The following is a 24,002-nucleotide window of genomic DNA, read 5'->3' as shown; positions in this document are numbered from 1 at the left end:
TCGGGAAGGGCCAAGGCCTCCCCGGCACCCATCGGCGTAGAACGTACGGAAGGCGGACACTATGGTTGCTCTCGTTCCCACCGAGGCCCACGGCGACGAGCGCGGCGCGCTCCTCAACTTCATCGAGACCCAGCGCGCCGCGATCCGCCGCTCGCTCCTCGGCCTCACCGAGGAGCAGGCGGCGAGCCGCCCCAGCGCCAGCGAGCTGACCCTCTCCGGGCTGCTCAAGCACGTCGCCGAGGTGGAGCTGAACTGGCTCCGCCTCGCGCAGCAGCGGCCGAACGAGAAGCAGCGCACCGAGGAGACCTGGGGCGAGGGCTTCCGGCTCGTCGGGGACGAGACGATCCCGCAGATCATCGACTTCTGGGCGGGCGTGGCGAAGGAGACCGAGGAGTTCGTCCGCTCGGTGCCGAGCCTGGACGACACCTTCCCGCTGCCGGAGGCGCCCTGGTTCCCGAAGGACGGCCGGGTGTCGATGCGCTGGATGCTGCTGCACCTCGTCCAGGAGGCGGGGCGGCACGCCGGGCACGCGGACATCGTCCGCGAGTCCCTGGACGGCAAGGGCTCCTTCGACCTGATCAAGCAGGAGCAGGGCTGGGGGTGACCCGCCGCGCGGACCCACCTTGCGGTCCGCGCCCCCTGTGTGCCCTGCGTACCCTGGTCAAGATTGACTAGGGAGGTGGGTGGGATGTCGGCGATCCGACTGCTCGTCCTGGGTGCGGTGAAGCAGCACGGCCGCGCCCACGGCTACCAAGTGCGCAACGACCTGGAGTTCTGGGGCGCGCACGAATGGTCCAACGCCAAGCCCGGCTCGATCTATCACGCGCTCAAGCAGATGGCGAAGCAGGGACTGCTGCGCGCCCACGAGATCGCGCCGAGCGCGGTCGGCGGGCCGCCGCGCGTCGAGTACGAGCTGACGGAGCAGGGCACGGAGGAGTACTTCACACTGCTCCGCGAGGCCCTGACCACGTACGACCAGAAGATGGACGTCCTGTCGGCGGGCATCGGCTTCATCGTGGACCTCCCCAGGGCGGAGGCGGCGGAGCTGCTGCGCCGGCGGGTGCGGGCGCTCGACGAGTGGCGGGACGCGGTCACGGAGTACTACACGCCGGAGGGCGGCCCGGGGCAGCTCGGGCACATCGGCGAGATCATGCACCTCTGGGTCCACTCGGCGGACGCCGGCAAGGAGTGGACGCTCGGCCTGATCGAGCGGATCGAGGGCGGGGCGTACGTGTTCGCGGGTGAGGGCGATCCCTTCGTGGGCGTGCTCGCCGAGGGTCAGGAGAACCCGTACGCGACGGGGTCCAGCGACCGATCCGCCGACCGATCCGCCGACTGATCCGCCGGTCGATCTCCCGACTAATCAAGGTTGACTAGTGGCTCGCGAGGGCATACCTTCCTTCGTCGGTGGCAAGTGGTCAAATTTGACTAAGGTGTTTTCGGGAGGAATCGGAATGCACACGGAAGCGATCCTCGTAGAGGACGCACGGAAGCGGTACGGGGAGAAGGACGCCCTGGCCGGGCTCGGCCTGACCGTCGCCCGCGGCACCGTCCACGGCCTGCTGGGCCCCAACGGCGCGGGAAAGACCACGACCGTACGGATCCTGGCCACCCTGCTGCGCCACGACGAGGGCCTCGTGCGCGTCGCGGGCCACGACGTACGGACCGAGGCGCGGGAGGTGCGCCGGCGGATCGGGCTGCTCGGGCAGCACGCCGCGCTCGACGAGGAGCTGGGCGGCCGGCAGAACCTGGAGATGTTCGGCAGGCTCCACCACCTGGGCGCGCGCGGCGCCGGGGCGCGGGCCGACGAGCTCCTGGAGCGCTTCGGCCTCACGGACACCGGCCGCAAGCCCGTCAAGCAGTACAGCGGCGGCATGCGGCGCCGGCTCGACCTGGCCGCCTCGCTGATCACCGAACCCGAGGTGCTGTTCCTCGACGAGCCGACGACCGGGCTCGACCCGCGCGGCCGCGGCGAGGTGTGGGAGTCGGTGCGCTCCCTGGTCGGCGGGGGCACGACGGTCCTGCTGACGACGCAGTACCTGGAGGAGGCCGACCGGCTCGCCGACCGGATCTCGGTCGTGGACCGGGGGCGGGTCGTCGCCGACGGCACGGCCGACGAGCTCAAGGCGCGGGTCGGCGCCGACCGCATCGACGTCGTCGTACGGGACGCGGCGCGGCTCGACGAGGCGGCCGGGCTGCTGCCGGCGTCCCGGGCCGAGGTGAGCGTGGACGCCGACCGGCGGCTCCTCAGCGTGCCGGTGACGGACCGGATGGCCTCGCTCGCCGAGACCGTCCGGGCCCTCGGGGAGGCGGGGATCGAGGCGGAGGACATCGCGCTGCGACGGCCGACGCTGGACGAGGCCTTCCTGCGACTGACGGGCGGGGAATCGTCCCCCCGGAAGGAGGTGGCGGTATGAGCGCCGCGTACGTGGTGAGCGACTGCTGGACGATGACCCGCCGCGAACTGGCCCACTGGGCGCGGCAGCCCGTCCAGGTCCTGGTCGGGCTCGTGTTCCCGGTGATGATGCTGCTGATGTTCGGGTACCTCGTCGGCGGCGGGCGGACCGTCGACGGCGACTACGTCGACTACCTGGTGCCCGGGATGCTCACGCTGACCATGGTCTTCGGCCTCGAAGGCACCATGACGGCGGTGACGCAGGACCTGAACAAGGGCGTGATCGACCGGTTCCGGTCGATGCCGATGACCGACGGGGCGGTGCTGGTGGGGCGGGCGGCCGCCGACATGCTCCAGTCGGCGGCCGGGCTGCTCGTGATGGTCGGCGTGGGGTACGCGATCGGCTGGCGGGCGCACGGCGGACTCGGCAGCACTCTGGGGGCGTGGGGACTGCTGCTCCTCCTGCGGTTCGCGATGCTGTGGATCGGGATCTTCCTCGCCCTGGTCGCGGGGCGGGCGGAGCTGGTGCAGGCGGTGCAGATCCTGGTCTGGCCGGTCGGCTTCCTCTCCAACGCGTTCGCCTCCCCGGACTCGATGCCGGGCTGGCTCGGCACGGTCGTGGAGTGGAACCCGATGTCGGCGACCGCGACGGCGGTCCGTGAACTCTTCGGCAATCCGGGCGGCGAACCGGGGCACGTCGCGGCGGCGGTGGTGTGGCCGCTGGTGCTGCTCGCGGTCTTCTTCCCGCTGGCCGTACGGAGGTTCGGGCGGCTCGGAAAGTAGCGGCGCGGAGGCGGGAACCCGAAGGCGGCGAGCGGCCCCTGAGGGGCCCTGGGGGCTCCTGAAGGGCCGGGCGCCCGGTGGCTCAGTGGTGGAACGAGGTCGCCGTGCCCTTGTCGTGGGTGAACGGGTGGGGCTGGTTCCGCAGTTCGGGCAGCAGGCGCTTCAGGTCCTCGACGAACAGTTCGGCGAGGTCGGTCGAGAAGCCGTTGCGGCAGACCACGCGGAGGACGGAGAGGTCCTCGCGGTGGGCGGGGAAGGTGTAGGCGGGGACCAGCCAGCCTTGTTCGCGCAGCCGCCGGGAGACGTCGAAGACGTCGAAGGACGTGACGTCGGGCGCGGTGGTGAAGGCGAAGACGGGCAGTTGGTCGCCGCGGGTGAGGAGCCGGAAGTCGCCCATGGCCTCGATGCGTTCGGCGAGGCCCCGGGCCACGTCCCGGGAGGTCTGCTGCACCACCCGGTAGCCCTCGCGGCCGAGCCTCAGGAAGGTGTAGTACTGCGCGACGACCTGGGCGCCCGGCCGGGAGAAGTTGAGGGCGAAGGTGGGCATGTCGCCGCCGAGGTAGTTGACCCGGAAGACGAGGTCCTCGGGGAGTTCGGCGGGCGAGCGCCACAGCGCCCAGCCGACGCCCGGGTAGACCAGGCCGTACTTGTGACCGGAGGTGTTGATCGAGGAGACGCGGGGGAGGCGGAAGTCCCACACCAGGTCCTCGTCGAGGAAGGGGGCGATCATGGCACCCGAGGCGCCGTCGACGTGGACGGGGATGTCGAGGCCGGTGCGTTCCTGGAGGGCGTCCAGGGCGGCGCAGATCTCGGCGACCGGCTCGTAGGAGCCGTCGAAGGTGGAGCCGAGGACGGCGACGACGCCGATGGTGTTCTCGTCGCAGAGCGCTGCGGCGGACTCGGCGTCGAGGTGGAAGCGGTCGCCCTCCATGGGGACGAGCCGGGCCTCGACCTCCCAGAAGTTGCAGAACTTCTCCCAGCAGACCTGGACGTTGACGCCCATCACCAGGTTGGGCCGGGCGCCGTTCGCGTAGCGGTCGGCGTTCCTCTTGGACCAGCGGCGCTTGAGTGCCATGCCGGCGAGCATGCAGGCCTCGCTGGAGCCGGTGGTGGAGCAGCCGACGGCGGTGGCCGGGTCCGGGGCGTTCCACAGGTCGGCGAGCATGGCGACGCAGCGGCGCTCCAGTTCGGCGGTGCGCGGGTACTCGTCCTTGTCGATCATGTTCTTGTCGCGGCACTCGGCCATGAGGACCCCCGCCTGGGGCTCCATCCAGGTGGTGACGAAGGTGGCGAGGTTGAGCCGGGAGTTGCCGTCGAGCATCAGCTCGTCGTGGACGATCTGATAGGCGCTCATCGGGGGCAGCGGACCGTCGGGCAGCCGGTGGCGCGGCGGGGCCTCGGTCATGCCGCCGATCGGGTCGGCCTCCCCGAAGAAGGGGTTGAGCGCGAGCCGGCGCTCGTGCTGGGGCGAGGAGGGGTCGGGACCCTGGTGCAGCGGCATGGGGGGCTCCTTCTGTCCGGGTGGGGATAGGGGTCAGTGCAGGGGGGCGCCGTGTTCGTCGAGTTCGAGCTGGGGGCGTCCGCTGACGATCAGCCAGGCCGGGAGGGAGGCCAGGCAGAGCACGGCGAGCATCGCGGGGGAGGGGGCGAGGATGGCCCCGGTGAAGAGGCTGATCCAGCCCAGTCGGGTGGTGGCGAGCAGGACGCCGAGGACCGCGGAGGAGACGGCGACGGCGGGGTGGACCTCGGGGACGAGCGCCTGGGCGAGCAGCCCGAAGGCGGTCCCGATGAAGACGGCGGGGAAGATGCGGCCGCCCCGGAAGCCGCAGGAGGCGGCGATGAGGAGGGCGAAGAGTTTGACCACGGCCAGCTTGGCCAGCTCGCCGGAGGACCAGCTGCCGATCGAGGTGGTGAGCTCCTTGACCTGCTCCAGGCCCTTGAAGAGGGTCAGCTGCCCGCCGAAGGCGCCCAGGAGGCCGAGGACGAGACCGCCGAGGGGAAGCATCAGCATCGGGTGCCGCAGCCGGCCGAAGGCGGCGTGGAGGTAGGGGAAGAGGTAGCAGGAGGCGAGGCCGAAGACGGCCGCGGCGGAGGCGATGGTCAGGGCGGCGAGGAGGTCGGCCCAGCCGGGGTCGGTCAGCGGCGGCAGCCCCATGTCGAAGGTCGGCTCGGCGAGCAGCTCCGCGGTCATCGCGCCGGCGCCGGCGGCGACGAGCGGCGCGAACAACCGGTCCCAGAGGGAGCCGCGGCCCGGCTCCCCCGCCAGGGCCTCGGAGATGGCGAGGGCGGCGGCCACCGGCGTACCGAAGAGGGCGCCGATGGTGGCGGCCGAGGCGAGGGCGACCCAGGCGGCGGCGGGCACCGTGGGGGCCGCCTTGCGGCCGAGCCAGTAGGTGAGGGCGATGTTGGCGGTGATGATCGGGTTCTCGGGGCCGAGGCTGACTCCGCCGGCCAGCGCGAGGGTGGCCGCGAGCAGCAGGCCCGGCACCACCCCGGGGGAGAGCGGTGTCCCGCCGAGACCGCCGGAGGCCGGGTCGGGGCCGGCGTGTCCCGGCACCTTCCAGACGACGAGGCCCACGGCGATACCGGTCGCCGTGAGCATGACGATGATCCAGAGCGAGGAGTAGCCGCCGATGCCGAGGGCGTCCGGCAGGTCGTTCCAGAGCACGTCCTTGAACTCGTCCGCGAGGGCGCTGATCCCCAGGAGCACCAGGCTCGACCCGACGCCGATCGCGAGCGCGGGCGGGATCTGCCGCAGCTGGACCAGGCGGGGGGCCTTCGCGGGGGAGGGCGACGGCGTGGGTGGAACATGATCAGAAGCCACCGCCCCACCATAAGTGAGCAAAAGCCGCATAACATCCCGAGATTCGCCCGGAACCGGCTCGTGAGGGCTTGCACCTCACGTCACGTCAGGCCCGAGGCTGACACGCGTACCGACAGAGAAAGGGGCGGACGGCCGATGGGCTACTCCGTGGGACAGGTCGCCGGCTTCGCCGGGGTCACGGTGCGCACCCTGCACCACTACGACGCGATCGGACTGCTCTCCCCGAGCGGCCGCAGCACGGCGGGCCACCGCCGCTACGACGACGCGGACCTCGACAGACTCCAGCAGATCCTGTTCTACCGGGAGCTCGGCTTTCCCCTCGAAGAGGTCGCCGCCCTCCTCGACGACCCGCACGCCGACCCGCAGGAGCACCTGCGGCGGCAGCACGCGCTGCTGACCGCGCGGATCGGGGAGCTACGGAGGATGGCGGCGGCCGTCGAGCACGCCATGGAGGCGAAGAAGATGGGCATCAACCTCACTCCCGAGGAGAAGTTCGAGGTCTTCGGGGACAAGGACCCCGAGCGGTACGCGGAGGAGTCCGCCCGCCGCTGGGGCGGCACCCACTCGCACGAGCTGGCCCAGGCCCGCGCCGCCGAGTACACCAAGGAGGACTGGCAGCGCATGAAGGACGAGGTGGACGCCTGGGGCGCCGCCTACAGCGCCCTCATGGCCCGGGGCGTGGACCCCGGGTCCGAGGAGGCCATGGACCTCGCCGAGGCCCACCGCACCCACCTCACCACCTGGTTCTTCGAGTGCCACCCGAAGACCCACGAGCAGCTCGCCGAGATGTACGTCGCCGACGAGAACTTCCACGCCTTCTACGACGCGATCCACCCCGGCCTGCCCGAGCACCTGCGTGCCGCCGTCCGGGCGAACGCCCGGCGCCTGGCGGCCTGACCCGCGGGGGCGGCGGTGCCCGAGCCCGCGGGCCGGTCCCGCCGCCCTCGCCGGTCCCGCCGGTCCTGCCCCGCCCCCGCCGGTCCCGCCGGTCCCGCCGGTCCCGCCGGCTCAGGCGCGGGGCGCGATCACCACGGCCGTGCCGTAGGCGCACACCTCCGTGCCCACGTCCGCCGCCTCCGTCACGTCGAAGCGGAACATCAACACGGCGTTCGCGCCGCGTGCCTGGGCCTGTTCCACCAGCCGTTCCATCGCCTGGTTGCGGGTCTGCACCAGCGTCTTCGTCAGACCCTTCAGCTCACCGCCGATCATCGACTTCAGCCCCGCGCCGATCTGGCTGCCCAGATGGCGCGAGCGCACGGTGAGCCCGAAGACCTCACCGATGACCTGCCGGACCTCGAAGCCCGGCACGTCGTTCGTCGTCACGACCAGCACGTCTGGGTGCGGCCCCTGGCCGCCTCCGTACTCCTCGATGCCCATGCGGCATGCACCTCCTGGCCTCCCACCCTCGGGCCCGCCGGCACGCTCCGCATCCCGTGGGAGCCAGGTGGAACCGGTCGCGTCCCGTCCACGTTGATAGCTTGGGGCGAGCCGTCCCCCCAAGCCCCCACCGACCGCAGGAGCCCGGAACCCGTGAACACGCTTGCCCTCGGACCGAGCTGGCTGGACCCGGACTATCTGATTCAGACCTTTGGTCCGATCGGTGTCCTGGCCATCGTCTTCGCCGAGTCCGGCCTTCTCATCGGGTTCTTCCTGCCCGGCGACTCGCTGCTCTTCACCACCGGCCTGCTGATCACGACCGGCAAGCTGGACATGCCGCTGTGGCTGATGTGCACGCTGATCGTGGCCGCGGCGGTCATCGGCGACCAGGTCGGCTATCTCTTCGGCCGGAAGGTGGGCCCGGCGCTCTTCACGCGCCCCAACTCCAAGCTCTTCAAGCAGGAGAACATCGAGAAGGCGCACGAGTTCTTCGAGAAGCACGGCCCGAAGTCGCTGATCCTGGCCCGCTTCGTCCCCATCGTGCGGACGTTCACGCCGATCATCGCCGGCGTCAGCCGGATGAACTACCGCCAGTTCATCACGTTCAACATCATCGGCGGCCTGCTGTGGGGCGCGGGCGTCACCCTGCTCGGCGCCTCCCTCGGCAAGATCGACTTCGTCCACAAGCACATCGAGATGATCCTCGTCGGGATCGTCCTGATCTCCGTCGTCCCGATCGTCATCGAGTACCTCCGGGCCCGCTCCCAGTCCAAGAAGGCCAAGGCCAACGGCGACCAGGGCGGCCACGGCACCGGACACGACGCCCCCGGCACCCCCAACCCCCCGTCCTCCCGCGGCCGCCACGCCAAGCGCTAGAGACCCGGGAAGCTTCTAGAAGCCCCTGGTGCGCTTCGCGGCCCGACGGGCCGACGCCGCACCGGGGGCCTGCATGAAGAGGCGCGCCAGCTCGCCTCCCAGGTTCACGCCGATCGCGATCGCCAGCGCCAGGGCCGCCGCCTTCGCCAGCGAGGCGAAGCCCTGGTCCAGATTGTTCTGGGCGATCGCGAGCACCCCGAAGTACGTCGCGGAACCGGGCAGCAGCGGGCCGATCGCCGCCGTCACGTACGGCAGCGACGACGTGTGGTGATACCGGGCGATCAGCTGCCCGAAGAGCCCCACCAGACCCGCCGCCACGGCCGTCGCCATCACCGTGGACCCCTGCGCGGTCACCGCGATCGACGCGTAGATCACCCACGCCACCCCGCCGTTCAGCGTCGCGAAGAGCACCGTCTCCCGCGACTGCTGCAACAGGATCGCGAAGGTCGCGCACAGCACCATCGACGCCAGGATCTGCGTCACCGGCCGCTCCACCGCCCGCAGCGCCCCCTCGGGGTTCAGCTGCGCGTCGAACTGCACGGCGATGTACAGCACGGACAGCACACCCACCACGATCGCGACGAAGAAGTACGCGACCTCCAGGAGCCGCGCCGAGGCCGTGATGTAGAAACCCGTCAGACCGTCCTGCACGGCCGCCACGAGCGCCCGCCCCGGGATCAGCGCGAACAGCCCACCGGTGATCACCGCCGACGGCCGCAGCTCCGCGTGCAGCAGCGTCAGGAGCACACCCATCGCCGCCGGCGGCATCGCCGCCACCAGGAACTGGTAGAACTCCGGCAGCCCGCGCCCCGCGCACAGCCACGCCAGCCGGTCGCCCAGCACCGCGCCCAGCGCCGCCACCAGGAAGACCGTCAGGCCACCGCCGAGCAGCACCGAGGCCGCACCGGCCAGCACGCCCGCCGCCGCCGTGAGGACCCACCCCGGATACGGATGCCGGTTCCGCCGTATCTCCGCGAGCCGCCGGTACGCCTCCTCGGGCGTCACCTCGTGCGCCCGCGCGTTGATGTCGGCGAGCAGCGTGTAGACCGCCGCGAGCCGCGTGTAGTCCGTGCCCCGCCGCCGTACCGTCCGGTTCGCCGTGATCGGGGCGTCCACGAGCGACGGCTGGTACGTGACGGACAACAGGGTGAACGTCACCGTCGGCTCGACCCGGTCAAGACCGTACGAGCGGCAGATCACGAACATCGCCGCCTCGACGTCCTCCGCGCCCTCCCCGCCCGCGAGCAGCAGCTCGCCGATGCGCAGCGTCAGGTCGAGCACGCGCGGCACCGAGGGCCCCGCCTCGTCCTCCTTGCCGGGCGCCTCCGGCATCGGCCGCTCGTGCACCGGCAGCCGCAGCATCGTCCGCATCCGGTCCTGCCACGGCGCGTTCTGCGGCAGCCGCACCAGGGGCAGCCCGTACGCCGGGGTGAACGCCGGCGGCGAGTTCTTCGCCGAGTACGTCGCCGGCGTCGCGAACGCCGAACCCTCCTGCTCGGCCGGCGGCTCGGCCGTCAGCCCCGGCGGAAGCGCGAACTCGGAGGTCGGATGCTCCTCCTCCGGCGGCGCGGGCTGCTCGACCCCGGCCGGCGGGACGAACGCGCTCCGTGCCTCGTCCGACTGCGGCTTCCGGTCCTCCGGAGCATCGTCCGCAGCACCCTTCGAGCCGTCCGGCTCCGCCACCACTCTGTCCGCCTCACTGCCTAGGGAACGGTGGCTTCCAGTATGAGTGTGCGACGGATGTGCGAAAGGCGGCACACCCCGAAGAGGTGCACCGCCTGTCACACGATCAGAAGACCGGAAGCTCAGAAGAGCGGGGCCTCAGTGGCCGCCCTGCTCCTTGGCGCGCGCGTAGGACTTCTCGATCTCTTCCTCGGCCTCGGCGCGACCGACCCAGTCGGCACCCTCGACCGACTTGCCCGGCTCCAGGTCCTTGTAGACCTCGAAGAAGTGCTGGATCTCCAGGCGGTCGAACTCGGAGACGTGGTGGATGTCCCGCAGGTGCTCCATGCGCGGGTCCGTGGCCGGGACGCACAGCAGCTTGTCGTCGCCGCCCGCCTCGTCCGTCATGCGGAACATGCCGATGACGCGGCACTTGATCAGGCAGCCCGGGAAGGTCGGCTCGTCGAGGATGACGAGCGCGTCCAGCGGGTCGCCGTCCTCACCCAGGGTGTTCTCGACGTAGCCGTAGTCGGTCGGGTAGGCCGTCGACGTGAACAGGCGACGGTCCAGGCGGATGCGACCCGTCTCGTGGTCGACCTCGTACTTGTTCCTCGATCCCTTCGGGATCTCGATGAGAACGTCGAACTCCACGGGTGGCTCCTCCTGAATCAACACAAGTGAATGCTCGCGACGACGCGCGGTGATTAAGTGTCCCTCACGGACGACCGTGATCGCGAAAGGGGCTGGTCATCTCATGCCGGAGCCGAGGATGTGGCAGCTCACGGCGGGCTCCGCCGCCCTCGGTCTGGCCCTGGCCGCCGTGGCGGTGACCACGGCCGGCCCGTGGGACTCCGGTCAGCGTACGGCCGAGCGGGCCCGCGCCGCCGCCCCCGTAACGGGTGGCGCGCATCACGCCCCGCCCCCGCCCCCGGCCCCCGCCGCGCCCCGCCGCCCCGCGCCCGCCCCCAGCGCCCCCGGCGTCCTCCCCGCGCTCCACGCCCCGGCCGCCGCCGAGCGCCCCGCCGGCCGCCCCGCGGACCTCGCCGCCACCCTCGTACCGCTCCTCGCCGACCCCGGCCTCGGCCCGCTCCGCACGGCCTCCGTCGTCGACACCGCCACGGGCACCCAGCTGTACGGCGAAGGCGCGGGCACCCCCATGACACCCGCCTCCACCGTCAAGATCGCCACCGTCGCCGCCGCGCTCTCCGCCCTCGGCCCCGACCACCGCATCGCCACCACCGTCACCGCCTCCGCCGACGGCCGCACCGTCACCCTCACGGGCGGCGGCGACCCCACCCTCGACCCGGCCCGCCTGGGGCGCCTCGCCGCCGACACCGCCCGCGCCCTCAAGGCCCGCGGCCACACTTCCGTACGCCTCGCCTACGACACGAGCCTCTACCAGGGACCCGAGCTCCACCCCATCGGCCCCAACGAGAACATCGCCCCCGTCACCGCCCTCATGACCAGCGAGGGACGCCTCGACAGGAGCGGCAGCGGCCCCGCGCCCCGCACCGCCGACCCGGCAGGCGACACCGCCAGGGCCTTCGCCGGCCTCCTCACGGCCGCCGGCGTCAAGGTCACCGGAGAACCCACCAGGTCCACCGGAGAACCCAGCAGGTCCACCGGAGGACCCGCCACGTCCACCGGAGAGCCCGGCAAGACCACCGGAGAGCCCGCCAAGGCCCCCGGAGGACCCACCAAGGCCCCCGGCACCCCCGCCGCCGCGAAGACTGCCGCCGCGAAGACCGCGGCCGCGAAGACCGCCGCCCCCCTCGCCCGTACGCACTCCGCACCCCTCGCCGACCTCGCCGAGCGCACCCTCACCCACAGCGACAACGACCTCGCCGAGGCCCTCGCCCGCCAGACCGCCCTCGCCCGCAAGCAGCCCGCCAGCTTCGAGGGCGCGGGGAAGGCCGTACGGGACGAGCTCGCCGAACTCGGCCTCCCCCTCGCCGGCGCCCGCTTCGCCGACGGCAGCGGACTCGACCGCCGCGACCGCGTCTCCGCCGCCCTCCTCACCACCCTCCTCACCCGCGCGGCCGACCCGGCACGCCCCGCCCTCCGCCCGGTCCTCACCGGCCTGCCCGTCGGCGGCTTCACCGGCACCCTCGCCGGCCGCTTCGACACCGCGCCCGCCACCGCGGGCGCCGGACTCGTCCGCGCCAAGACCGGCACCCTCACGGGCGTCAACACCCTCGCCGGCACCGTCGTCACCGCCGACGGACGACTCCTCGCCTTCGCGTTCCTCGCCGGCCGCACCCTCTCCCCGTACGAAGCACAGCCCGCCCTCGACCGACTCTCCGCGGCCCTCGCCGGACAGGGCTGACCCCCGGAACACCCCCGCCCCACCACCGACAGCCCCGCCCGGAACCCTCACCGATCGGGCGCCGAGACCGTACGGTTGACGCATGACGAGCATCGGTGGCGCAGGCACATCCGGGATGGTCGACTGGAACCTCGCGGTCGCGACCGCGACCCGCCTCGTGCGGCCCGGACCCGAAGTCAGCCGCGACGAGGCCCGCGAGGTCGTCGCCGAACTCCGCAAGCACGCCAAAGCCTCCGAGCAACACGTCCGCGCCTACACCCGGATGCTCCCCGAGGGCGCCGACGTCCACGACACCCCCGTCCTCGTCGTCGACCGCGCCGGCTGGATCAAGGCCAACGTCGCCGGCTTCCGCGAACTCCTCACCCCGCTCCTCGGCAAGATGCAGGAACGCCGCTCGACCACCCCCGGAAACGCCGTCCTCGGCGCGGTCGGCGGCAAGGTCACCGGCGTCGAGCTCGGCATGCTCCTGTCCTTCCTCGCCTCCCGCATCCTCGGCCAGTACGAGACCTTCGCCCCCGCCACCCGCGAACTCCCCGCAGGCGGCAACGGCGGCGGACGGCTCCTCCTCGTCGCCCCCAACATCGTCCACGTCGAACGCGAACTCGACGTCTCACCGCACGACTTCCGCCTCTGGGTCTGCCTCCACGAAGAGACCCACCGCACCCAGTTCACCGCCGTCCCCTGGCTCCGCGACCACCTCCAGGGCGAGATCCAGTCCTTCCTCGCCGCCACCGAGGTCGACCCCGGCACCGTCGTCGAACGCCTCCGCGAAGCCGCCCAGGCCCTCGTCGGCGGCCGCCCCGAGGGCGAGGCGGGCGAACCCTCCCCCTCCCTCGTCGAGATCGTCCAGACCCCCGAGCAGCGCGAGATCCTCGGCCGCCTCACCGCCGTCATGTCCCTGCTCGAAGGCCACGCCGACTACGTCATGGACGGCGTCGGCCCCCAGGTCGTCCCCTCCGTCGACGAGATCCGCGAGAAGTTCCAGCAGCGGCGCGCCCGCGGCGCCTCCCGCCTCGACCTCGCCCTCCGCAAGCTCCTCGGCCTCGACGCCAAACTCCGCCAGTACCGGGACGGCGAGCGCTTCGTTCGCGCCGTCGTCGACCAGGTCGGCATGGACGGCTTCAACCGCGTGTGGACCTCCCCCAACACGCTCCCCACCAAGGCCGAGATCGCCGCCCCCGCCGACTGGATCGCGAGGGTGCACCGTAAGGCAGACTCCTGAGACAGGTGCGCCGGACGGCGCAGGAACACGGGAGAACAACCCGCCAATCACCCATCCGAGGGACCCTGGGCATGGGGTGAGGCGTGCAATGCTCGGGTAACGGCCGGGTTTCTGTCACCATCGACGCACTCTGAGTGACCGAAACCCCCTTTCCGACCGTTAAGACTCCGACCGAGGCACCCCACCCCATCACGAAGGGCACCGGACATGGGTCCCCATCCTGCGGTCGCGGCGATACGCCTGGCGGTCCGCCGCGTACTCCACGACGTCCTCACCGAGCACCAGACCGACCCCACCACCGCGCACGACGGACGCGAACCCCTCGTCCTCGTCGCCTGTTCCGGAGGCGCCGACTCGATGGCGCTCGCCTCCGCACTCGCCTTCGAGACCCGCAAACTCCCCGTACGAGGCGGCGGCATCACCGTCGACCACGGCCTCCAGGACGGCTCCGACACCCGGGCCGCCGAGGTCGCCGGACGCATGACCGCCCTCGGCCTCACCCCCGTCGAGGCCGTCACCGTCACCGTCGGCCGCGAAGGCGGACCCGAGGCCGCGGCCCGCGACGCGCGCTACACCGCCCTCGACGCCGCCGCCGAGCGCCACGGAGCCGCCGCGATCCTCCTCGGCCACACCCGCGACGACCAGGCGGAGACCGTCCTCCTCGGCCTCGCCCGCGGCTCCGGCATCCGCTCCCTCTCCGGCATGGCCGCCGTCTCCGGCGCCGCCGGCCGCTACCGGCGCCCCTTCCTCCACCTCGACCGCCAGACCGTCCGCAAGGCCTGCATCGCACAGGAACTCGCCGTCTGGGACGACCCCCACAACAGCGACCCCGCGTACACCCGCTCCCGGCTCCGCCACGAAGGCCTCCCCGCCCTGGAGAAGGCCCTCGGCAAGGGCGTCGTCGAAGCCCTCGCCCGGACGGCCCAGCTCTCCCGGGACGACGCCGACGCCCTCGACACCTGGGCAGCCGACGCCGAGACCTCCGTACGCGACGAGGCGGGCGCCCTCGAGTGCGCCAAGCTCTTCGGCCTGCCCTCCGCCGTACGCCGCCGCGTCCTGCGCCGCGCCGTCATCGCCGAGGGCGCCCCCGCGGGCTCCCTCTTCGCCCGCCACATCGAGGAAGTCGACCGCCTCATCACCGGCTGGCGCGGCCAAGGGGCCATCAACCTGCCCGGACGAGTCGAAGCCCGCCGCCAGGGTGGCAGACTGGTCATCCGGCAAGGCTGACGCACGCTGCAACGAAAGTGACCCGGGTGAACGAGAAGGACATGGGCACCGACCTCCAGTCGGTGCTCATCACCAAGGAAGAGATCGACGCCAAGCTGGCAGAGCTGGCCGCGAAGATCGACGCGGAATACGCGGGCAAGGACCTGCTCATCGTCGGCGTCCTCAAGGGCGCGGTGATGGTGATGGCGGACCTGGCTCGCGCCCTGTCCACCCCCGTCACCATGGACTGGATGGCCGTCTCCTCCTACGGCGCCGGCACCCAGTCCTCCGGCGTCGTCAGGATCCTCAAGGACCTCGACACCGACATCAAGGGCAAGCACGTCCTGATCGTCGAGGACATCATCGACTCCGGCCTGACCCTGTCCTGGCTGCTGTCGAACCTCGGCTCCCGCGAGCCCGCCTCCCTGGAGGTCTGCACCCTCCTGCGGAAGCCGGAGGCCGCCAAGGTCGCGATCGACGTCAAGTGGATCGGCTTCGACATCCCCAACGAGTTCGTCGTCGGCTACGGCCTCGACTACGCGGAGAAGTACCGGAACCTGCCGTTCGTCGGCACGCTCGCCCCGCACGTCTACGGCGGCTGAACACCCGGCGCAACACCCGGCCGGACGGGGAACCCGCACCGCCTTCCCCCCGTTGAACCACGGGAAGGCGGTCGCGGGCGACGATGCTGAGGTACCGTCCGAAGAACAGCTTTTTCACATAGCAGCACTCATGCAGCTCTCACAGCAGCATTTTCCTACGGGCAGGAGGGACGGGGCGTTCTCGCTCCGTATGGATGGACGTGAAGCGATACTTCCGTGGGCCGGTCATGTGGATCGTGCTGGCCGTCCTCGCCGTGGTCGTGCTGATGCAGGTCGTCGGCTCGTCCGAGGGCTACAAGACGGTGGACACCGGCAAGGTCGTCCAGGCGATCGACAAGAACCAGGTCAAGCAGGCAAAGGTCACCACCGGTGACGAGCAGATCATCAAGATCGAGCTCGTCGACGGTCAGAAGATCGACAACAGCAGCAAGGTCCAGGCCAGCTACATCGGCTCCCAGGGCGTCGACGTCGCCGACAAGCTGCAGGAGAAGTTCGAGGCCGGGCAGATCGAGAAGGGCTACACCGTCTCCCCGACGAAGCAGTCGCCCTTCGTCTCGATCCTGCTCTCCCTCCTCCCCTTCGTCCTCATCGTGGTCGTCTTCCTCTTCCTGATGAACCAGATGCAGGGCGGCGGCTCCCGCGTCATGCAGTTCGGCAAGTCCAAGGCGAAGCTCATCACCAAGGACACGCCCAAGACCACCTTCGCCGACGTCGCCGGCTCGGACGAGGCCGTCGAGGAACTCCACGAGATCAAGGAATTCCTCCAGGAGCCCGCGAAGTTCCAGGCCGTCGGCGCGAAGATCCCGAAGGGCGTCCTGCTCTACGGCCCGCCCGGAACCGGCAAGACGCTCCTCGCGCGCGCCGTCGCCGGCGAGGCCGGGGTGCCGTTCTACTCGATCTCCGGCTCCGACTTCGTCGAGATGTTCGTCGGTGTCGGCGCCTCCCGTGTCCGTGACCTCTTCGAGCAGGCCAAGGCCAACGCGCCCGCCATCGTCTTCGTCGACGAGATCGACGCCGTCGGACGCCACCGCGGCGCTGGCCTCGGCGGCGGTCACGACGAGCGCGAGCAGACGCTCAACCAGCTGCTCGTCGAGATGGACGGCTTCGACGTCAAGGGCGGCGTCATCCTGATCGCCGCCACGAACCGTCCCGACATCCTCGACCCCGCCCTCCTGCGCCCGGGCCGCTTCGACCGGCAGATCGCCGTCGACCGACCGGACATGCAGGGCCGTCTGGAGATCCTCAAGGTCCACCAGAAGGGCAAGCCGGTCGCGCCGGACGTCGACCTCGGCGCCGTCGCCCGACGCACCCCCGGCTTCACCGGTGCGGACCTCTCCAACGTCCTCAACGAGGCGGCGCTCCTCACCGCTCGCGGCGATCAGAAGCTGATCGACAACAGCGCGCTCGACGAGGCGATCGACCGCGTGGTCGCGGGCCCGCAGAAGCGGACCCGGATCATGTCGGACCGGGAGAAGAAGATCACCGCGTACCACGAGGGCGGTCACGCCCTGGTCGCGGCGGCCTCGCCGAACTCCGACCCCGTCCACAAGATCACCATCCTGTCCCGCGGCCGTGCCCTGGGCTACACGATGGTGCTCCCGGAAGAGGACAAGTACTCGACCACGCGCAACGAGATGCTCGACCAGCTCGCCTACATGCTGGGCGGGCGCGCGGCCGAGGAGCTCGTCTTCCACGACCCGACCACGGGCGCGGCGAACGACATCGAGAAGGCCACGGCCACGGCCCGCGCGATGGTCACGCAGTACGGCATGACCGAGCGTCTCGGCGCGATCAAGTTCGGCGGCGACAACACGGAGCCGTTCCTCGGTCGCGAGATGTCGCACCCGCGGGACTACTCGGAAGAGGTCGCGGCGCTGGTCGACGAAGAGGTCAAGAAGCTCATCGAGACCGCGCACAACGAGGCCTGGGAGATCCTCGTCGAGAACCGTGACCTTCTCGACAACCTGGTCCTCGCCCTGCTGGAGAAGGAGACGCTGGGCAAGGAGGAGATCGCCGAGATCTTCGCCCCCATCGTCAAGCGCCCGGCCCGCCCGGCCTGGACCGGCTCCTCCCGCCGCACCCCGTCCACGCGTCCGCCGGTGCTCTCCCCCAAGGAGCTCGCCCTGACGAACAGCGCGAACGGCACGGCGAACGGCTCGTCGGCCCCCGTGGACACCACCAAGGGCATCGACATCGCCCCGGTGGAAACCCCCGAGGACTGACGGTCCCCACCCGGAATGGCTGCCGCGCCCCCACAGGTTTTAGCCTGTGGGGGCGCGGCATTTCGCGCACTTCAGAGACGGAACGAGGCAAAGAGATGACCGACCCGGTGACGCTGGACGGCGAGGGCAGGATCGGCGAGTTCGACGAGAAGCGCGCCGAGAACGCCGTACGAGAGCTCCTCATCGCGGTCGGCGAGGACCCGGACCGCGAGGGCCTGAGGGAGACGCCGGCGCGGGTGGCGCGGGCGTACAGGGAGATGTTCGCCGGGCTGTGGCAGAAGCCCGAGGACGTTCTGACCACGACGTTCGATCTCGGACACGACGAGATGGTCCTTGTGAAGGACATCGAAATCGTTAGTCACTGCGAGCACCACCTCCTGCCGTTCCACGGGGTGGCTCACATCGGCTACATCCCGGCCGATTCGGGCAAGATCACAGGGCTGTCGAAGCTGGCACGCCTCGTCGACGTCTTCGCTCGCCGTCCGCAGGTGCAGGAACGACTCACCACGCAGATCGCCGATTCGCTGATGCGGATCCTCGACGCCCGTGGCGCGATCGTCGTGATCGAAGCCGAGCACATGTGCATGTCGGTACGAGGCATCCGCAAGCCGGGCGCCAAGACGACCACCTCGGCGGTACGTGGCCAACTTCGTGACGCTACTACACGCGCTGAGGCAATGTCCCTGATATTGGCTCGCTAGTAGCGGTCTGCCGAGAGTGCCCCATACCGTCCGGATCGGTGAGGTTGATCGCTGATCGAGGGGGACCGGTATGGGGTACGGGCTTGCGAGCAAGCAGCTGGTGAATCTGCTCGGGGGGTGCGCCCAGGCGAAGAGTGTGGCTCCTGGCGACGTGATGTGGACGCTGGACGGCAACCGAACGGGCACCTCGTACGCGAGGCCTGGTAGTCCCGCGCGGAGCCCGGGGGCCGGGCGATGTCGGTGCGGACGGCTAGCCTGCGCGGATGATGGAGACGATCTGCGACGACCGCCGTTTTCCCCCCGCGCTGGCCGATGTCGCCCGAGTGGAGTTCTTCTACGGCGACGAGGGCGAGGGCGTCGACTTCGAGCCGTACGACGTCTTCGACTCAGTCGAGGAGACGACGGACTGGCTCCGGCACTGGACCGGAAATCACGCGCTCGACGGGGGCGCCTATCGCGTTTTCGGTCAGGACGGGACGGGTGGTCTCGCCGCGCTCTGGTGTGTGAGGCCGGGGCGGCCCCTCGACGAGCAGCCCGTGGTGTTCATGGGGTCGGAGGGCGAGCGGGGCGTGGTCGCCGGGAATCTGTCCGACTTCCTGTGGGTACTGGCCGACGGCTTCGGGCCGATGGAGGCCGCTCTGTACCCAGAGCGGGAGCCGCGCCCGGACCCGGCCCTGGCTGAGCTCGCCGAGCAGCACGCGAATACCCCGCGGCGAGCCGCCCGGGAGATCGTCGCCGAGGCCCGGGCGGAGTTCGGGACCTTCTCCGACGATCTCGACGAACTGTGTCGCTGAGCCTCAGGCCCGGGCCTTGCCCGGGCCTTCGCCGTTGTCGTCCGGGTCTTCCGGGAGTTTGCAGACGCGTTCCAGGAAGAGGGCCGCGGCGATGACGGCGATGCCCGCGGCGACCGCGAGGGCGGCGTAGAGGGCCTGGTCGCGGCGGGCCGGGACGTCCAGGGAGCCGAGGAGGAAGACGCCCGTGCCGCCGTACATGCCGGCGACGAGGGCGGCTACCAGGGCGCTCGCCTGGCCGAAGACCACCGCGCGGGCCGCCATCAGGGGCTCGACGCCCTTGGCGCCTGGGCGGCGCTCGCGCTGGGCCTTGAGGCGGGACCGGATCGAGAGGGCGGTCGCGGTGAGGACGACCGCGATCACGGCGAGGACGATCGGTGCGGCGATCGGCACGCTGGGGAGGGTGCCGACGGAGTCCCACAGGCGGGCGCCGCCCCAGGAGAGGATGCCCGCCACGAGGAACAGTCCGGTGAGCACCTTCAGCCGCAGTTGTTTCACCGGATGTCCTTCGCGTGTCGTCGGTCGTGGTCGTGGGCGGTCTGCCACGAAGCGTAACGACTACTCGGGCAGACGGAGTTCCAGGTCGACACGGGGCGTGACGCCTTCGCTGCCGAGGGCGGCGAGCAGTTCGGCGACCGGGCCGCGGCCGGGGAGCTGGGCGGCGGGGTCCACGTCGTGCCAGGGGGCGAGGACGAAGGCCCGCTCGTGGGCGCGGGGGTGCGGGAGGGTGAGGACGGGGTCCTCGGAGACCACGTCCGCGTACGTGATGATGTCGACGTCGATGGTGCGGGAGCCCCAGCGCTCCTCGCGGACGCGGTGGAAGGCCTCCTCGACGGCGTGTGCCCGCTCCAGGAGGGAGGAGGGCGGCAGGGTCGTCTTCACGAGCGTGACGGCGTTGAGGTACGAGGGCTGGCTGCCGGGCTCGACGCCCCAGGGCTCCGTCTCGTACACGGGGGAGACGGCCTTGACCCGGAGGCCCGGGGTGTCCGCGAGGGCGTCGACGGCCCCCTGGAGGGTCTCCAGGCGGTTGCCGAGGTTGGCGCCGAGGGCGAGGACGGCCCAGCGGGGGTTGGACAGGGTCGTGTCGGCCGCGTCGACGGTGGCGACGACGGACGCCGGTACGGGCTGGACGGTGGGGTCGCTCTGCGTCGGCTTCATCGTCGGCTCCGGGTGATCGTGATGGTCACGTCGTCGAAGGGCACGGTGATGGGTGCGTCCGGCTTGTGGACGACGACTTCCACCTCCTGTACCCCGGCGTGGCTGAGGCACTGCTGGGCGATGCGCTCGGCCAGGGTCTCGATGAGGTCGACGGGCTCGCCCTGGACGACGTCGACGACTTCCTCGGCGACGATGCCGTAGTGCACGGTCTTCGCCAGGTCGTCGTCGGCGGCCGCCGGGCGGGTGTCCAGGCCGAGGACCAGGTCCACGATGAAGGTCTGGCCCTCCTCGCGCTCCTTGGGGAAGACGCCGTGGTGGCCTCGGGCCTTGAGGCCGCGCAGCGCGACACGATCCACGCGAATCACTCCTGCTGTCGTAGTTCGGGTGGCCACGCAGCCGGTTGCGGACGGCCGGGTGTCCACTTCGAATCTACCTGCGGGGACCGACAGCGCTTGCCCTCGGGGCCATGAGAGGGGCGGGACGGGGGTCCGCGGCGGGCCGGGACGAGGGGCCGTGGCGGGTCAGGACGGGGGTTCCGTGCCGTCGATTCCGGGGGGCTCGGTGTCCGTTCCGTCGGTCTCGGTGAGGACGGGCGAGGCGTGGTGGGACCAGATCTTCCAGCCGTCCGGTGTGCTGCGGAACACATTGGTGGCGACGACGAGCTGGCCGACGAGCGGGCCGAGCTCGGCGCCGTCTTCGGCGGGTCCGCCGCTGAGGATGTTCTCGGTGCACGTGACGACGGCGGTGGCGCCGGCCAGGGAGATCCTGAGGTCGGTGAGGAAGAACTGGATGTACTCCGTGTTCGCCATGATCAGGGCGTACGAGCGGAGCACCTCGCCGCGGCCGGTGAGGACGGGCCAGCCGGGGTGGACGCAGGTGATGGGGGTGGCCCCGTCGTCGAGCCAGAGGGCGGAGACGCCCTCGAAGTCGCCGGTCTCCATCGCCTCGTAGAAGGCGGTGTTGGCGGCTTCGACGGCCGCCTCGTCGGCGGCGCGGCCCGTTCCCGGGGTGCGGCTCACGCGGCTCCCTCGACGGCCCTGGCGACGCGTACGGCGTCGGCGGTGGCCCTGACCTCGTGGACGCGGACGGCCCACGCGCCCTCGTGGGCGGCGATGGCGGAGACGGCGGCGGTGGCGGCGTCGCGCTCGCGGGCGGGGGGCGGGGTGGCGCCGTCGCGGGTGAGGACGTGGCCGAGGAAGCGCTTGCGGGAGGCGGCGACGAGGAGGGGCCGGCCGAGGGCGCGGAGCTCGGGGAGGTGGGCGACGAGGGCCAGGTCGTGGGGGGCGAGCTTGGCGAAGCCGAGGCCGGGGTCGACGACGATGCGCTCGGGGGCGATGCCGCCGTCGATGACGGCCTCCAGGCGGGTGCGGAGTTCGGCGACGACCTCGGCGACGACGTCGTCGTACACGGCGAGGCTGTTCATGTCCTGGCTGAAGCCGCGCCAGTGCATGACGACGAAGGGGACTTCGGCGGCGGCGACGGCGGGGACCATGCCGGGGTCGGCGAGTCCGCCGCTGACGTCGTTGACGAGGACGGCTCCGGCCTCGACGGCGCGGGCGGCGACGGCGGCGCGCATGGTGTCGACGGAGACGGTGACGCCTTCGGCGGCGAGTCCGCGGACGACGGGGACGACGCGGCGGAGTTCTTCCTCCTCGTCGACGCGGCTGGCGCCGGGGCGGGTGGACTCGCCGCCGACGTCGACGAGGTCGGCGCCCTGGGCGACGAGGTCGAGGCCGTGTTTGACGGCGGCCGTGGTGTCGAACCAGCGGCCGCCGTCGGAGAAGGAGTCGGGGGTCACGTTGACCACGCCCATGACCGCGCAGCGGTCCCACTCCGGCAGGCCCTGGGCCGTGCCCCGGTCGATCGTCGTACTCATGTGTCCAGCGTAGGGCCCAGGGGTGGCATCAGGCCGCGTGGACCTCGCGTGCGACGGACGCGGGCGCGGTCGAGGGCGCGGGGGCGGAGGCCGTGGAGCGTGCGGGGGCGGAGGCGGGCGGGGACGCGGTGACGATGTGGGCGCAGGGCCTGGGGGTCGGGGCGGGGCGTCGGCGGGGGAAGAGCCGGGGGAGGGAGACGGTGACGAATCCTTCGGCGCGCATGGCGGCGAGGCCGATGCGGGGCAGGTCGCGGCTGTTGCGGTAGACGACGAAGCGGGGTTCCCAGCGGGGCCGGAACTTGGCGTTGAACTTGTAGAGCGACTCGATCTGGAACCAGCGGGAGAGGAAGACGAGGAGTCCGCGCCAGACGCGGAGGACGGGTCCGGCGCCGATCTTCTCGCCGCGGGCGAGGGCGGAGCGGAACATCGCGAAGTTGAGGGAGACGCGGTCGATGCCGAGGGCGGGGGAGGCCTGGAGGGCGGCGACGATGAGGAGTTCGTTCATGCCGGGGTCGGCGGAGCGGTCGCGGCGCATGAGTTCGAGCGACATGCCGTCGGGGCCCCAGGGCACGAAGTGGATGATCGCTTTGAGGTCGCCGTAGGGGGAGTGGGGGTCCTCGCCGGCGTCGCTCTTGTGGGCGGTCGCTATGACGGCGTCTCCGTCGCCGGGGGCGCCGATGCGGCCGAGGGCCATGGAGAAGCCGCGTTCGGTGTCGGTGCCGCGCCAGTCGGCGGCGGCGCGGCGGACTCGTTCCAGTTCCTCGTCGTCGAGGTCGCGGACGCGGCGGACCTGGGTGGTGTAGCCGTTGCGTTCGATGCGCTTGACCATCTGGCGGACGTTGCGCATGGCGCGGCCGGCGAGGGAGAAGTCGGCGACGTCGACGATCGCCTCGTCGCCGAGTTCGAGGGCGTCGAGGCCGGTCTCGCGGGTCCAGACCTGGCCGCCGGTCTCGGAGCAGCCCATGACGGCGGGGGTCCAGGAGTGGGCCTTGGCCTCGTCCATGAAGCGTTCGATGGCGCCGGGCCAGGCTTCGACGTCGCCGATGGGGTCGCCGCTGGCGAGCATCACGCCGGAGAGGACGCGGTAGCAGACGGCGGCCTTGCCGCTGGGGGAGAAGACGACGCCCTTGTCGTGGCGGAGGGCGAAGTGGCCGAGGGAGTCGCGGCCGCCGTGCTGGTCGAGGAGGGCGCGGAGTCGGGTCTCGTCGTCGGCGGTGAGGCGGGCGGCGGGGTGCTCGGGGCGGAAGGCGAGGTAGATGGTGGTGAGGGCGGTGAGCATGCCGAGGGCGCCGAGGGAGTAGCCGACGGTCCAGTCGACGCCGCGGGTGTAGGCGACGGGGCCTTCGACGCCGAGGAGTCCGTACAGGACGTGTTCGAGGCGGTCGGTGAGGCTGGGGTCGCCGACGACGCGGCGGGGGTGGGCGCTGACGATGACGAGGCCGAGGGCGATGGATCCGGCGCCCATGACGACGAAGTTGGCGAGGGCCCGCCAGCGGCTGCGCGGGTCGGGGAGGGCGGCGAACTCGTCGCGGTGGCGCAGCAGGAGGGCGAGGAGGGCGAGGGAGAAGAGGGCGCCGATGACGGAGTGGCGCCAGACGAACTGGGCGGCGGCGCCGACGGGGAGGAGCACGACGGCGGCGCGCCAGGCGCGGCGCTTGTGGCGCTTGAGGCCGTGGGCGAGGAGCAGGAGGAGGACGCCGGCGCTGAGGGAGAGGGCGGCGGAGAGGTGGCCGAGGGTGCCGGGGAGGATCTCGGCGACGGCGTGCATGCGGCTGGCGCGGAAGCGGGGGAAGACTCCGGCGGCGATGTCGATGAGGCCGCCGAGGGTGCAGGCCGTGCCGACGAGGGCGGGGACCTTCTCGGGGCGGGGTCCGCGGAGAATCCGGCGTACACGAACCGGAACCAATCGCGATTTGTCCCCATCTACCGTGACAGACATGGCTTCCCGTACTTCCCGTGGTCCTGCGAGGGGTCTCTGACT

Annotated in this window: 24 protein-coding genes; 13 read left to right on the top strand and 11 right to left on the bottom strand. The window is 71.5% G+C overall.

Going from position 1 to position 24,002, the window contains the following annotated elements; genetic code table 11:
* Window positions 1-61 precede the first annotated feature (61 nt).
* The 4 genes from ACFC0G_RS25080 to ACFC0G_RS25065 all read left to right on the top strand — a co-directional run bounded on the left by ACFC0G_RS25080 (window position 62) and on the right by ACFC0G_RS25065 (window position 3,178).
* Window positions 62-604 carry a DinB family protein gene (locus ACFC0G_RS25080; protein WP_376406886.1) on the top strand — a complete coding sequence of 181 codons (543 nt, stop codon included), beginning with the start codon at window positions 62-64 and terminating at the stop codon, window positions 602-604.
* 84 nt (window positions 605-688) lie between these two features.
* A complete protein-coding gene (locus ACFC0G_RS25075; protein ID WP_376406884.1) occupies window positions 689-1,339 on the top strand; it encodes a PadR family transcriptional regulator in 651 nt (216 codons plus the stop codon).
* A gap of 115 nt (window positions 1,340-1,454) precedes the next feature.
* Complete coding sequence (locus ACFC0G_RS25070) at window positions 1,455-2,417, top strand: ATP-binding cassette domain-containing protein (protein ID WP_376406882.1); 963 nt, start codon at window positions 1,455-1,457, stop codon at window positions 2,415-2,417.
* On the top strand, window positions 2,414-3,178 hold the full coding sequence (locus ACFC0G_RS25065; protein WP_376406880.1) for an ABC transporter permease: 765 nt from the start codon (window positions 2,414-2,416) through the stop codon (window positions 3,176-3,178). Before ACFC0G_RS25070 ends, ACFC0G_RS25065 begins: the two co-directional genes overlap by 4 nt.
* Before the next feature lie 82 nt (window positions 3,179-3,260).
* On the opposite strand, the gene ACFC0G_RS25060 is transcribed toward ACFC0G_RS25065, so the two are convergent.
* Together ACFC0G_RS25060 and ACFC0G_RS25055 are read right to left on the bottom strand one after the other, a co-directional pair.
* A complete protein-coding gene (locus ACFC0G_RS25060) occupies window positions 3,261-4,679 on the bottom strand; it encodes a glutamate decarboxylase (protein ID WP_376406878.1) in 1,419 nt (472 codons plus the stop codon).
* Window positions 4,680-4,712: 33 nt separating this feature from the next.
* Window positions 4,713-6,002 (bottom strand): ion channel protein, encoded by a 1,290-nt coding sequence (locus tag ACFC0G_RS25055; RefSeq protein ID WP_376406876.1) that lies wholly within the window; start codon window positions 6,000-6,002, stop codon window positions 4,713-4,715.
* A gap of 135 nt (window positions 6,003-6,137) precedes the next feature.
* Between ACFC0G_RS25055 and ACFC0G_RS25050 the strand changes: the two genes are divergently transcribed.
* Complete coding sequence (locus ACFC0G_RS25050) at window positions 6,138-6,899, top strand: MerR family transcriptional regulator (RefSeq protein WP_376406874.1); 762 nt, start codon at window positions 6,138-6,140, stop codon at window positions 6,897-6,899.
* Window positions 6,900-7,010: 111 nt separating this feature from the next.
* On the opposite strand, the gene ACFC0G_RS25045 is transcribed toward ACFC0G_RS25050, so the two are convergent.
* Window positions 7,011-7,379 (bottom strand): YbjQ family protein, encoded by a 369-nt coding sequence (locus ACFC0G_RS25045; RefSeq protein ID WP_317596576.1) that lies wholly within the window; start codon window positions 7,377-7,379, stop codon window positions 7,011-7,013.
* Between the two features lie 153 nt (window positions 7,380-7,532).
* Here ACFC0G_RS25045 and ACFC0G_RS25040 point away from each other — a divergent pair, with 153 nt between their 5' ends.
* Entirely contained in the window at window positions 7,533-8,255 is a 723-nt protein-coding gene (locus ACFC0G_RS25040) for a DedA family protein (RefSeq protein ID WP_376406872.1), read from the top strand.
* Window positions 8,256-8,270: 15 nt separating this feature from the next.
* Here ACFC0G_RS25040 and ACFC0G_RS25035 read toward each other — a convergent pair whose 3' ends face one another.
* On the bottom strand, window positions 8,271-9,941 hold the full coding sequence (locus ACFC0G_RS25035; protein ID WP_376406870.1) for a threonine/serine exporter family protein: 1,671 nt from the start codon (window positions 9,939-9,941) through the stop codon (window positions 8,271-8,273).
* A gap of 135 nt (window positions 9,942-10,076) precedes the next feature.
* On the bottom strand, window positions 10,077-10,568 hold the full coding sequence (locus ACFC0G_RS25030; protein ID WP_141300520.1) for an inorganic diphosphatase: 492 nt from the start codon (window positions 10,566-10,568) through the stop codon (window positions 10,077-10,079).
* Window positions 10,569-10,671: 103 nt separating this feature from the next.
* Here ACFC0G_RS25030 and dacB point away from each other — a divergent pair, with 103 nt between their 5' ends.
* The 7 genes from dacB to ACFC0G_RS24995 all read left to right on the top strand — a co-directional run bounded on the left by dacB (window position 10,672) and on the right by ACFC0G_RS24995 (window position 18,990).
* Complete coding sequence (dacB, locus tag ACFC0G_RS25025) at window positions 10,672-12,243, top strand: D-alanyl-D-alanine carboxypeptidase/D-alanyl-D-alanine-endopeptidase (RefSeq protein WP_376406868.1); 1,572 nt, start codon at window positions 10,672-10,674, stop codon at window positions 12,241-12,243.
* 82 nt (window positions 12,244-12,325) lie between these two features.
* The gene (locus ACFC0G_RS25020) at window positions 12,326-13,465 is read left to right on the top strand and encodes a zinc-dependent metalloprotease (RefSeq protein ID WP_376406866.1); all 1,140 of its coding nucleotides are present in this window, start codon (window positions 12,326-12,328) and stop codon (window positions 13,463-13,465) included.
* 207 nt (window positions 13,466-13,672) lie between these two features.
* On the top strand, window positions 13,673-14,692 hold the full coding sequence (tilS, locus tag ACFC0G_RS25015; RefSeq protein ID WP_376406864.1) for a tRNA lysidine(34) synthetase TilS: 1,020 nt from the start codon (window positions 13,673-13,675) through the stop codon (window positions 14,690-14,692).
* 41 nt (window positions 14,693-14,733) lie between these two features.
* A complete protein-coding gene (gene hpt, locus ACFC0G_RS25010) occupies window positions 14,734-15,273 on the top strand; it encodes a hypoxanthine phosphoribosyltransferase (RefSeq protein ID WP_030219931.1) in 540 nt (179 codons plus the stop codon).
* 194 nt (window positions 15,274-15,467) lie between these two features.
* On the top strand, window positions 15,468-17,495 hold the full coding sequence (gene ftsH, locus ACFC0G_RS25005; RefSeq protein ID WP_376406862.1) for an ATP-dependent zinc metalloprotease FtsH: 2,028 nt from the start codon (window positions 15,468-15,470) through the stop codon (window positions 17,493-17,495).
* A gap of 95 nt (window positions 17,496-17,590) precedes the next feature.
* Window positions 17,591-18,196 carry a GTP cyclohydrolase I FolE gene (gene folE, locus ACFC0G_RS25000; RefSeq protein WP_376406860.1) on the top strand — a complete coding sequence of 202 codons (606 nt, stop codon included), beginning with the start codon at window positions 17,591-17,593 and terminating at the stop codon, window positions 18,194-18,196.
* Window positions 18,197-18,459: 263 nt separating this feature from the next.
* A complete protein-coding gene (locus tag ACFC0G_RS24995) occupies window positions 18,460-18,990 on the top strand; it encodes an SMI1/KNR4 family protein (RefSeq protein ID WP_376406858.1) in 531 nt (176 codons plus the stop codon).
* Window positions 18,991-18,993: 3 nt separating this feature from the next.
* On the opposite strand, the gene ACFC0G_RS24990 is transcribed toward ACFC0G_RS24995, so the two are convergent.
* The 6 genes from ACFC0G_RS24990 to ACFC0G_RS24965 form a co-directional block, all read right to left on the bottom strand.
* A complete protein-coding gene (locus ACFC0G_RS24990; RefSeq protein WP_376406856.1) occupies window positions 18,994-19,485 on the bottom strand; it encodes a DUF3180 domain-containing protein in 492 nt (163 codons plus the stop codon).
* A gap of 60 nt (window positions 19,486-19,545) precedes the next feature.
* The gene (folK, locus tag ACFC0G_RS24985; protein ID WP_376406854.1) at window positions 19,546-20,145 is read right to left on the bottom strand and encodes a 2-amino-4-hydroxy-6-hydroxymethyldihydropteridine diphosphokinase; all 600 of its coding nucleotides are present in this window, start codon (window positions 20,143-20,145) and stop codon (window positions 19,546-19,548) included.
* Entirely contained in the window at window positions 20,142-20,501 is a 360-nt protein-coding gene (folB, locus tag ACFC0G_RS24980; RefSeq protein ID WP_017240053.1) for a dihydroneopterin aldolase, read from the bottom strand. Before folB ends, folK begins: the two co-directional genes overlap by 4 nt.
* A 165-nt stretch (window positions 20,502-20,666) precedes the next feature.
* The gene (locus tag ACFC0G_RS24975) at window positions 20,667-21,164 is read right to left on the bottom strand and encodes a nuclear transport factor 2 family protein (RefSeq protein ID WP_376406852.1); all 498 of its coding nucleotides are present in this window, start codon (window positions 21,162-21,164) and stop codon (window positions 20,667-20,669) included.
* Window positions 21,161-22,021: a dihydropteroate synthase gene (gene folP, locus ACFC0G_RS24970; protein WP_376406850.1), complete on the bottom strand. Its 861-nt coding sequence runs from the start codon at window positions 22,019-22,021 to the stop codon at window positions 21,161-21,163. Before folP ends, ACFC0G_RS24975 begins: the two co-directional genes overlap by 4 nt.
* Window positions 22,022-22,049: 28 nt before the next feature.
* Window positions 22,050-23,960 (bottom strand): phosphatidylglycerol lysyltransferase domain-containing protein, encoded by a 1,911-nt coding sequence (locus tag ACFC0G_RS24965; RefSeq protein ID WP_376406848.1) that lies wholly within the window; start codon window positions 23,958-23,960, stop codon window positions 22,050-22,052.
* Window positions 23,961-24,002: the final 42 nt, after the last annotated feature.

This window comes from Streptomyces sp. NPDC056169 (assembly GCF_042268445.1).
GTDB lineage: Bacteria > Actinomycetota > Actinomycetes > Streptomycetales > Streptomycetaceae > Streptomyces.
This window is presented reverse-complemented; position numbering and strand designations above follow the sequence as displayed.

What these genes read in the sequence shown, in the direction of transcription:
- folP (WP_376406850.1), bottom strand. Translation starts at nt 22,021, where the DNA reads ATGAGTACGACGATCGACCGGGGCACGGCCCAGGGCCTGCCGGAGTGG.
- ACFC0G_RS25060 (WP_376406878.1), bottom strand. Translation starts at nt 4,679, where the DNA reads ATGCCGCTGCACCAGGGTCCCGACCCCTCCTCGCCCCAGCACGAGCGC.
- ftsH (WP_376406862.1), top strand. Translation starts at nt 15,468, where the DNA reads ATGGACGTGAAGCGATACTTCCGTGGGCCGGTCATGTGGATCGTGCTG.
- ACFC0G_RS25045 (WP_317596576.1), bottom strand. Translation starts at nt 7,379, where the DNA reads ATGGGCATCGAGGAGTACGGAGGCGGCCAGGGGCCGCACCCAGACGTG.
- hpt (WP_030219931.1), top strand. Translation starts at nt 14,734, where the DNA reads ATGGGCACCGACCTCCAGTCGGTGCTCATCACCAAGGAAGAGATCGAC.
- folE (WP_376406860.1), top strand. Translation starts at nt 17,591, where the DNA reads ATGACCGACCCGGTGACGCTGGACGGCGAGGGCAGGATCGGCGAGTTC.
- ACFC0G_RS25070 (WP_376406882.1), top strand. Translation starts at nt 1,455, where the DNA reads ATGCACACGGAAGCGATCCTCGTAGAGGACGCACGGAAGCGGTACGGG.
- ACFC0G_RS25075 (WP_376406884.1), top strand. Translation starts at nt 689, where the DNA reads ATGTCGGCGATCCGACTGCTCGTCCTGGGTGCGGTGAAGCAGCACGGC.
- folK (WP_376406854.1), bottom strand. Translation starts at nt 20,145, where the DNA reads ATGAAGCCGACGCAGAGCGACCCCACCGTCCAGCCCGTACCGGCGTCC.
- tilS (WP_376406864.1), top strand. Translation starts at nt 13,673, where the DNA reads ATGGGTCCCCATCCTGCGGTCGCGGCGATACGCCTGGCGGTCCGCCGC.
- ACFC0G_RS25080 (WP_376406886.1), top strand. Translation starts at nt 62, where the DNA reads ATGGTTGCTCTCGTTCCCACCGAGGCCCACGGCGACGAGCGCGGCGCG.
- ACFC0G_RS24995 (WP_376406858.1), top strand. Translation starts at nt 18,460, where the DNA reads ATGATGGAGACGATCTGCGACGACCGCCGTTTTCCCCCCGCGCTGGCC.
- ACFC0G_RS25050 (WP_376406874.1), top strand. Translation starts at nt 6,138, where the DNA reads ATGGGCTACTCCGTGGGACAGGTCGCCGGCTTCGCCGGGGTCACGGTG.
- ACFC0G_RS25020 (WP_376406866.1), top strand. Translation starts at nt 12,326, where the DNA reads ATGACGAGCATCGGTGGCGCAGGCACATCCGGGATGGTCGACTGGAAC.
- ACFC0G_RS25065 (WP_376406880.1), top strand. Translation starts at nt 2,414, where the DNA reads ATGAGCGCCGCGTACGTGGTGAGCGACTGCTGGACGATGACCCGCCGC.
- dacB (WP_376406868.1), top strand. Translation starts at nt 10,672, where the DNA reads ATGCCGGAGCCGAGGATGTGGCAGCTCACGGCGGGCTCCGCCGCCCTC.
- ACFC0G_RS24965 (WP_376406848.1), bottom strand. Translation starts at nt 23,960, where the DNA reads ATGTCTGTCACGGTAGATGGGGACAAATCGCGATTGGTTCCGGTTCGT.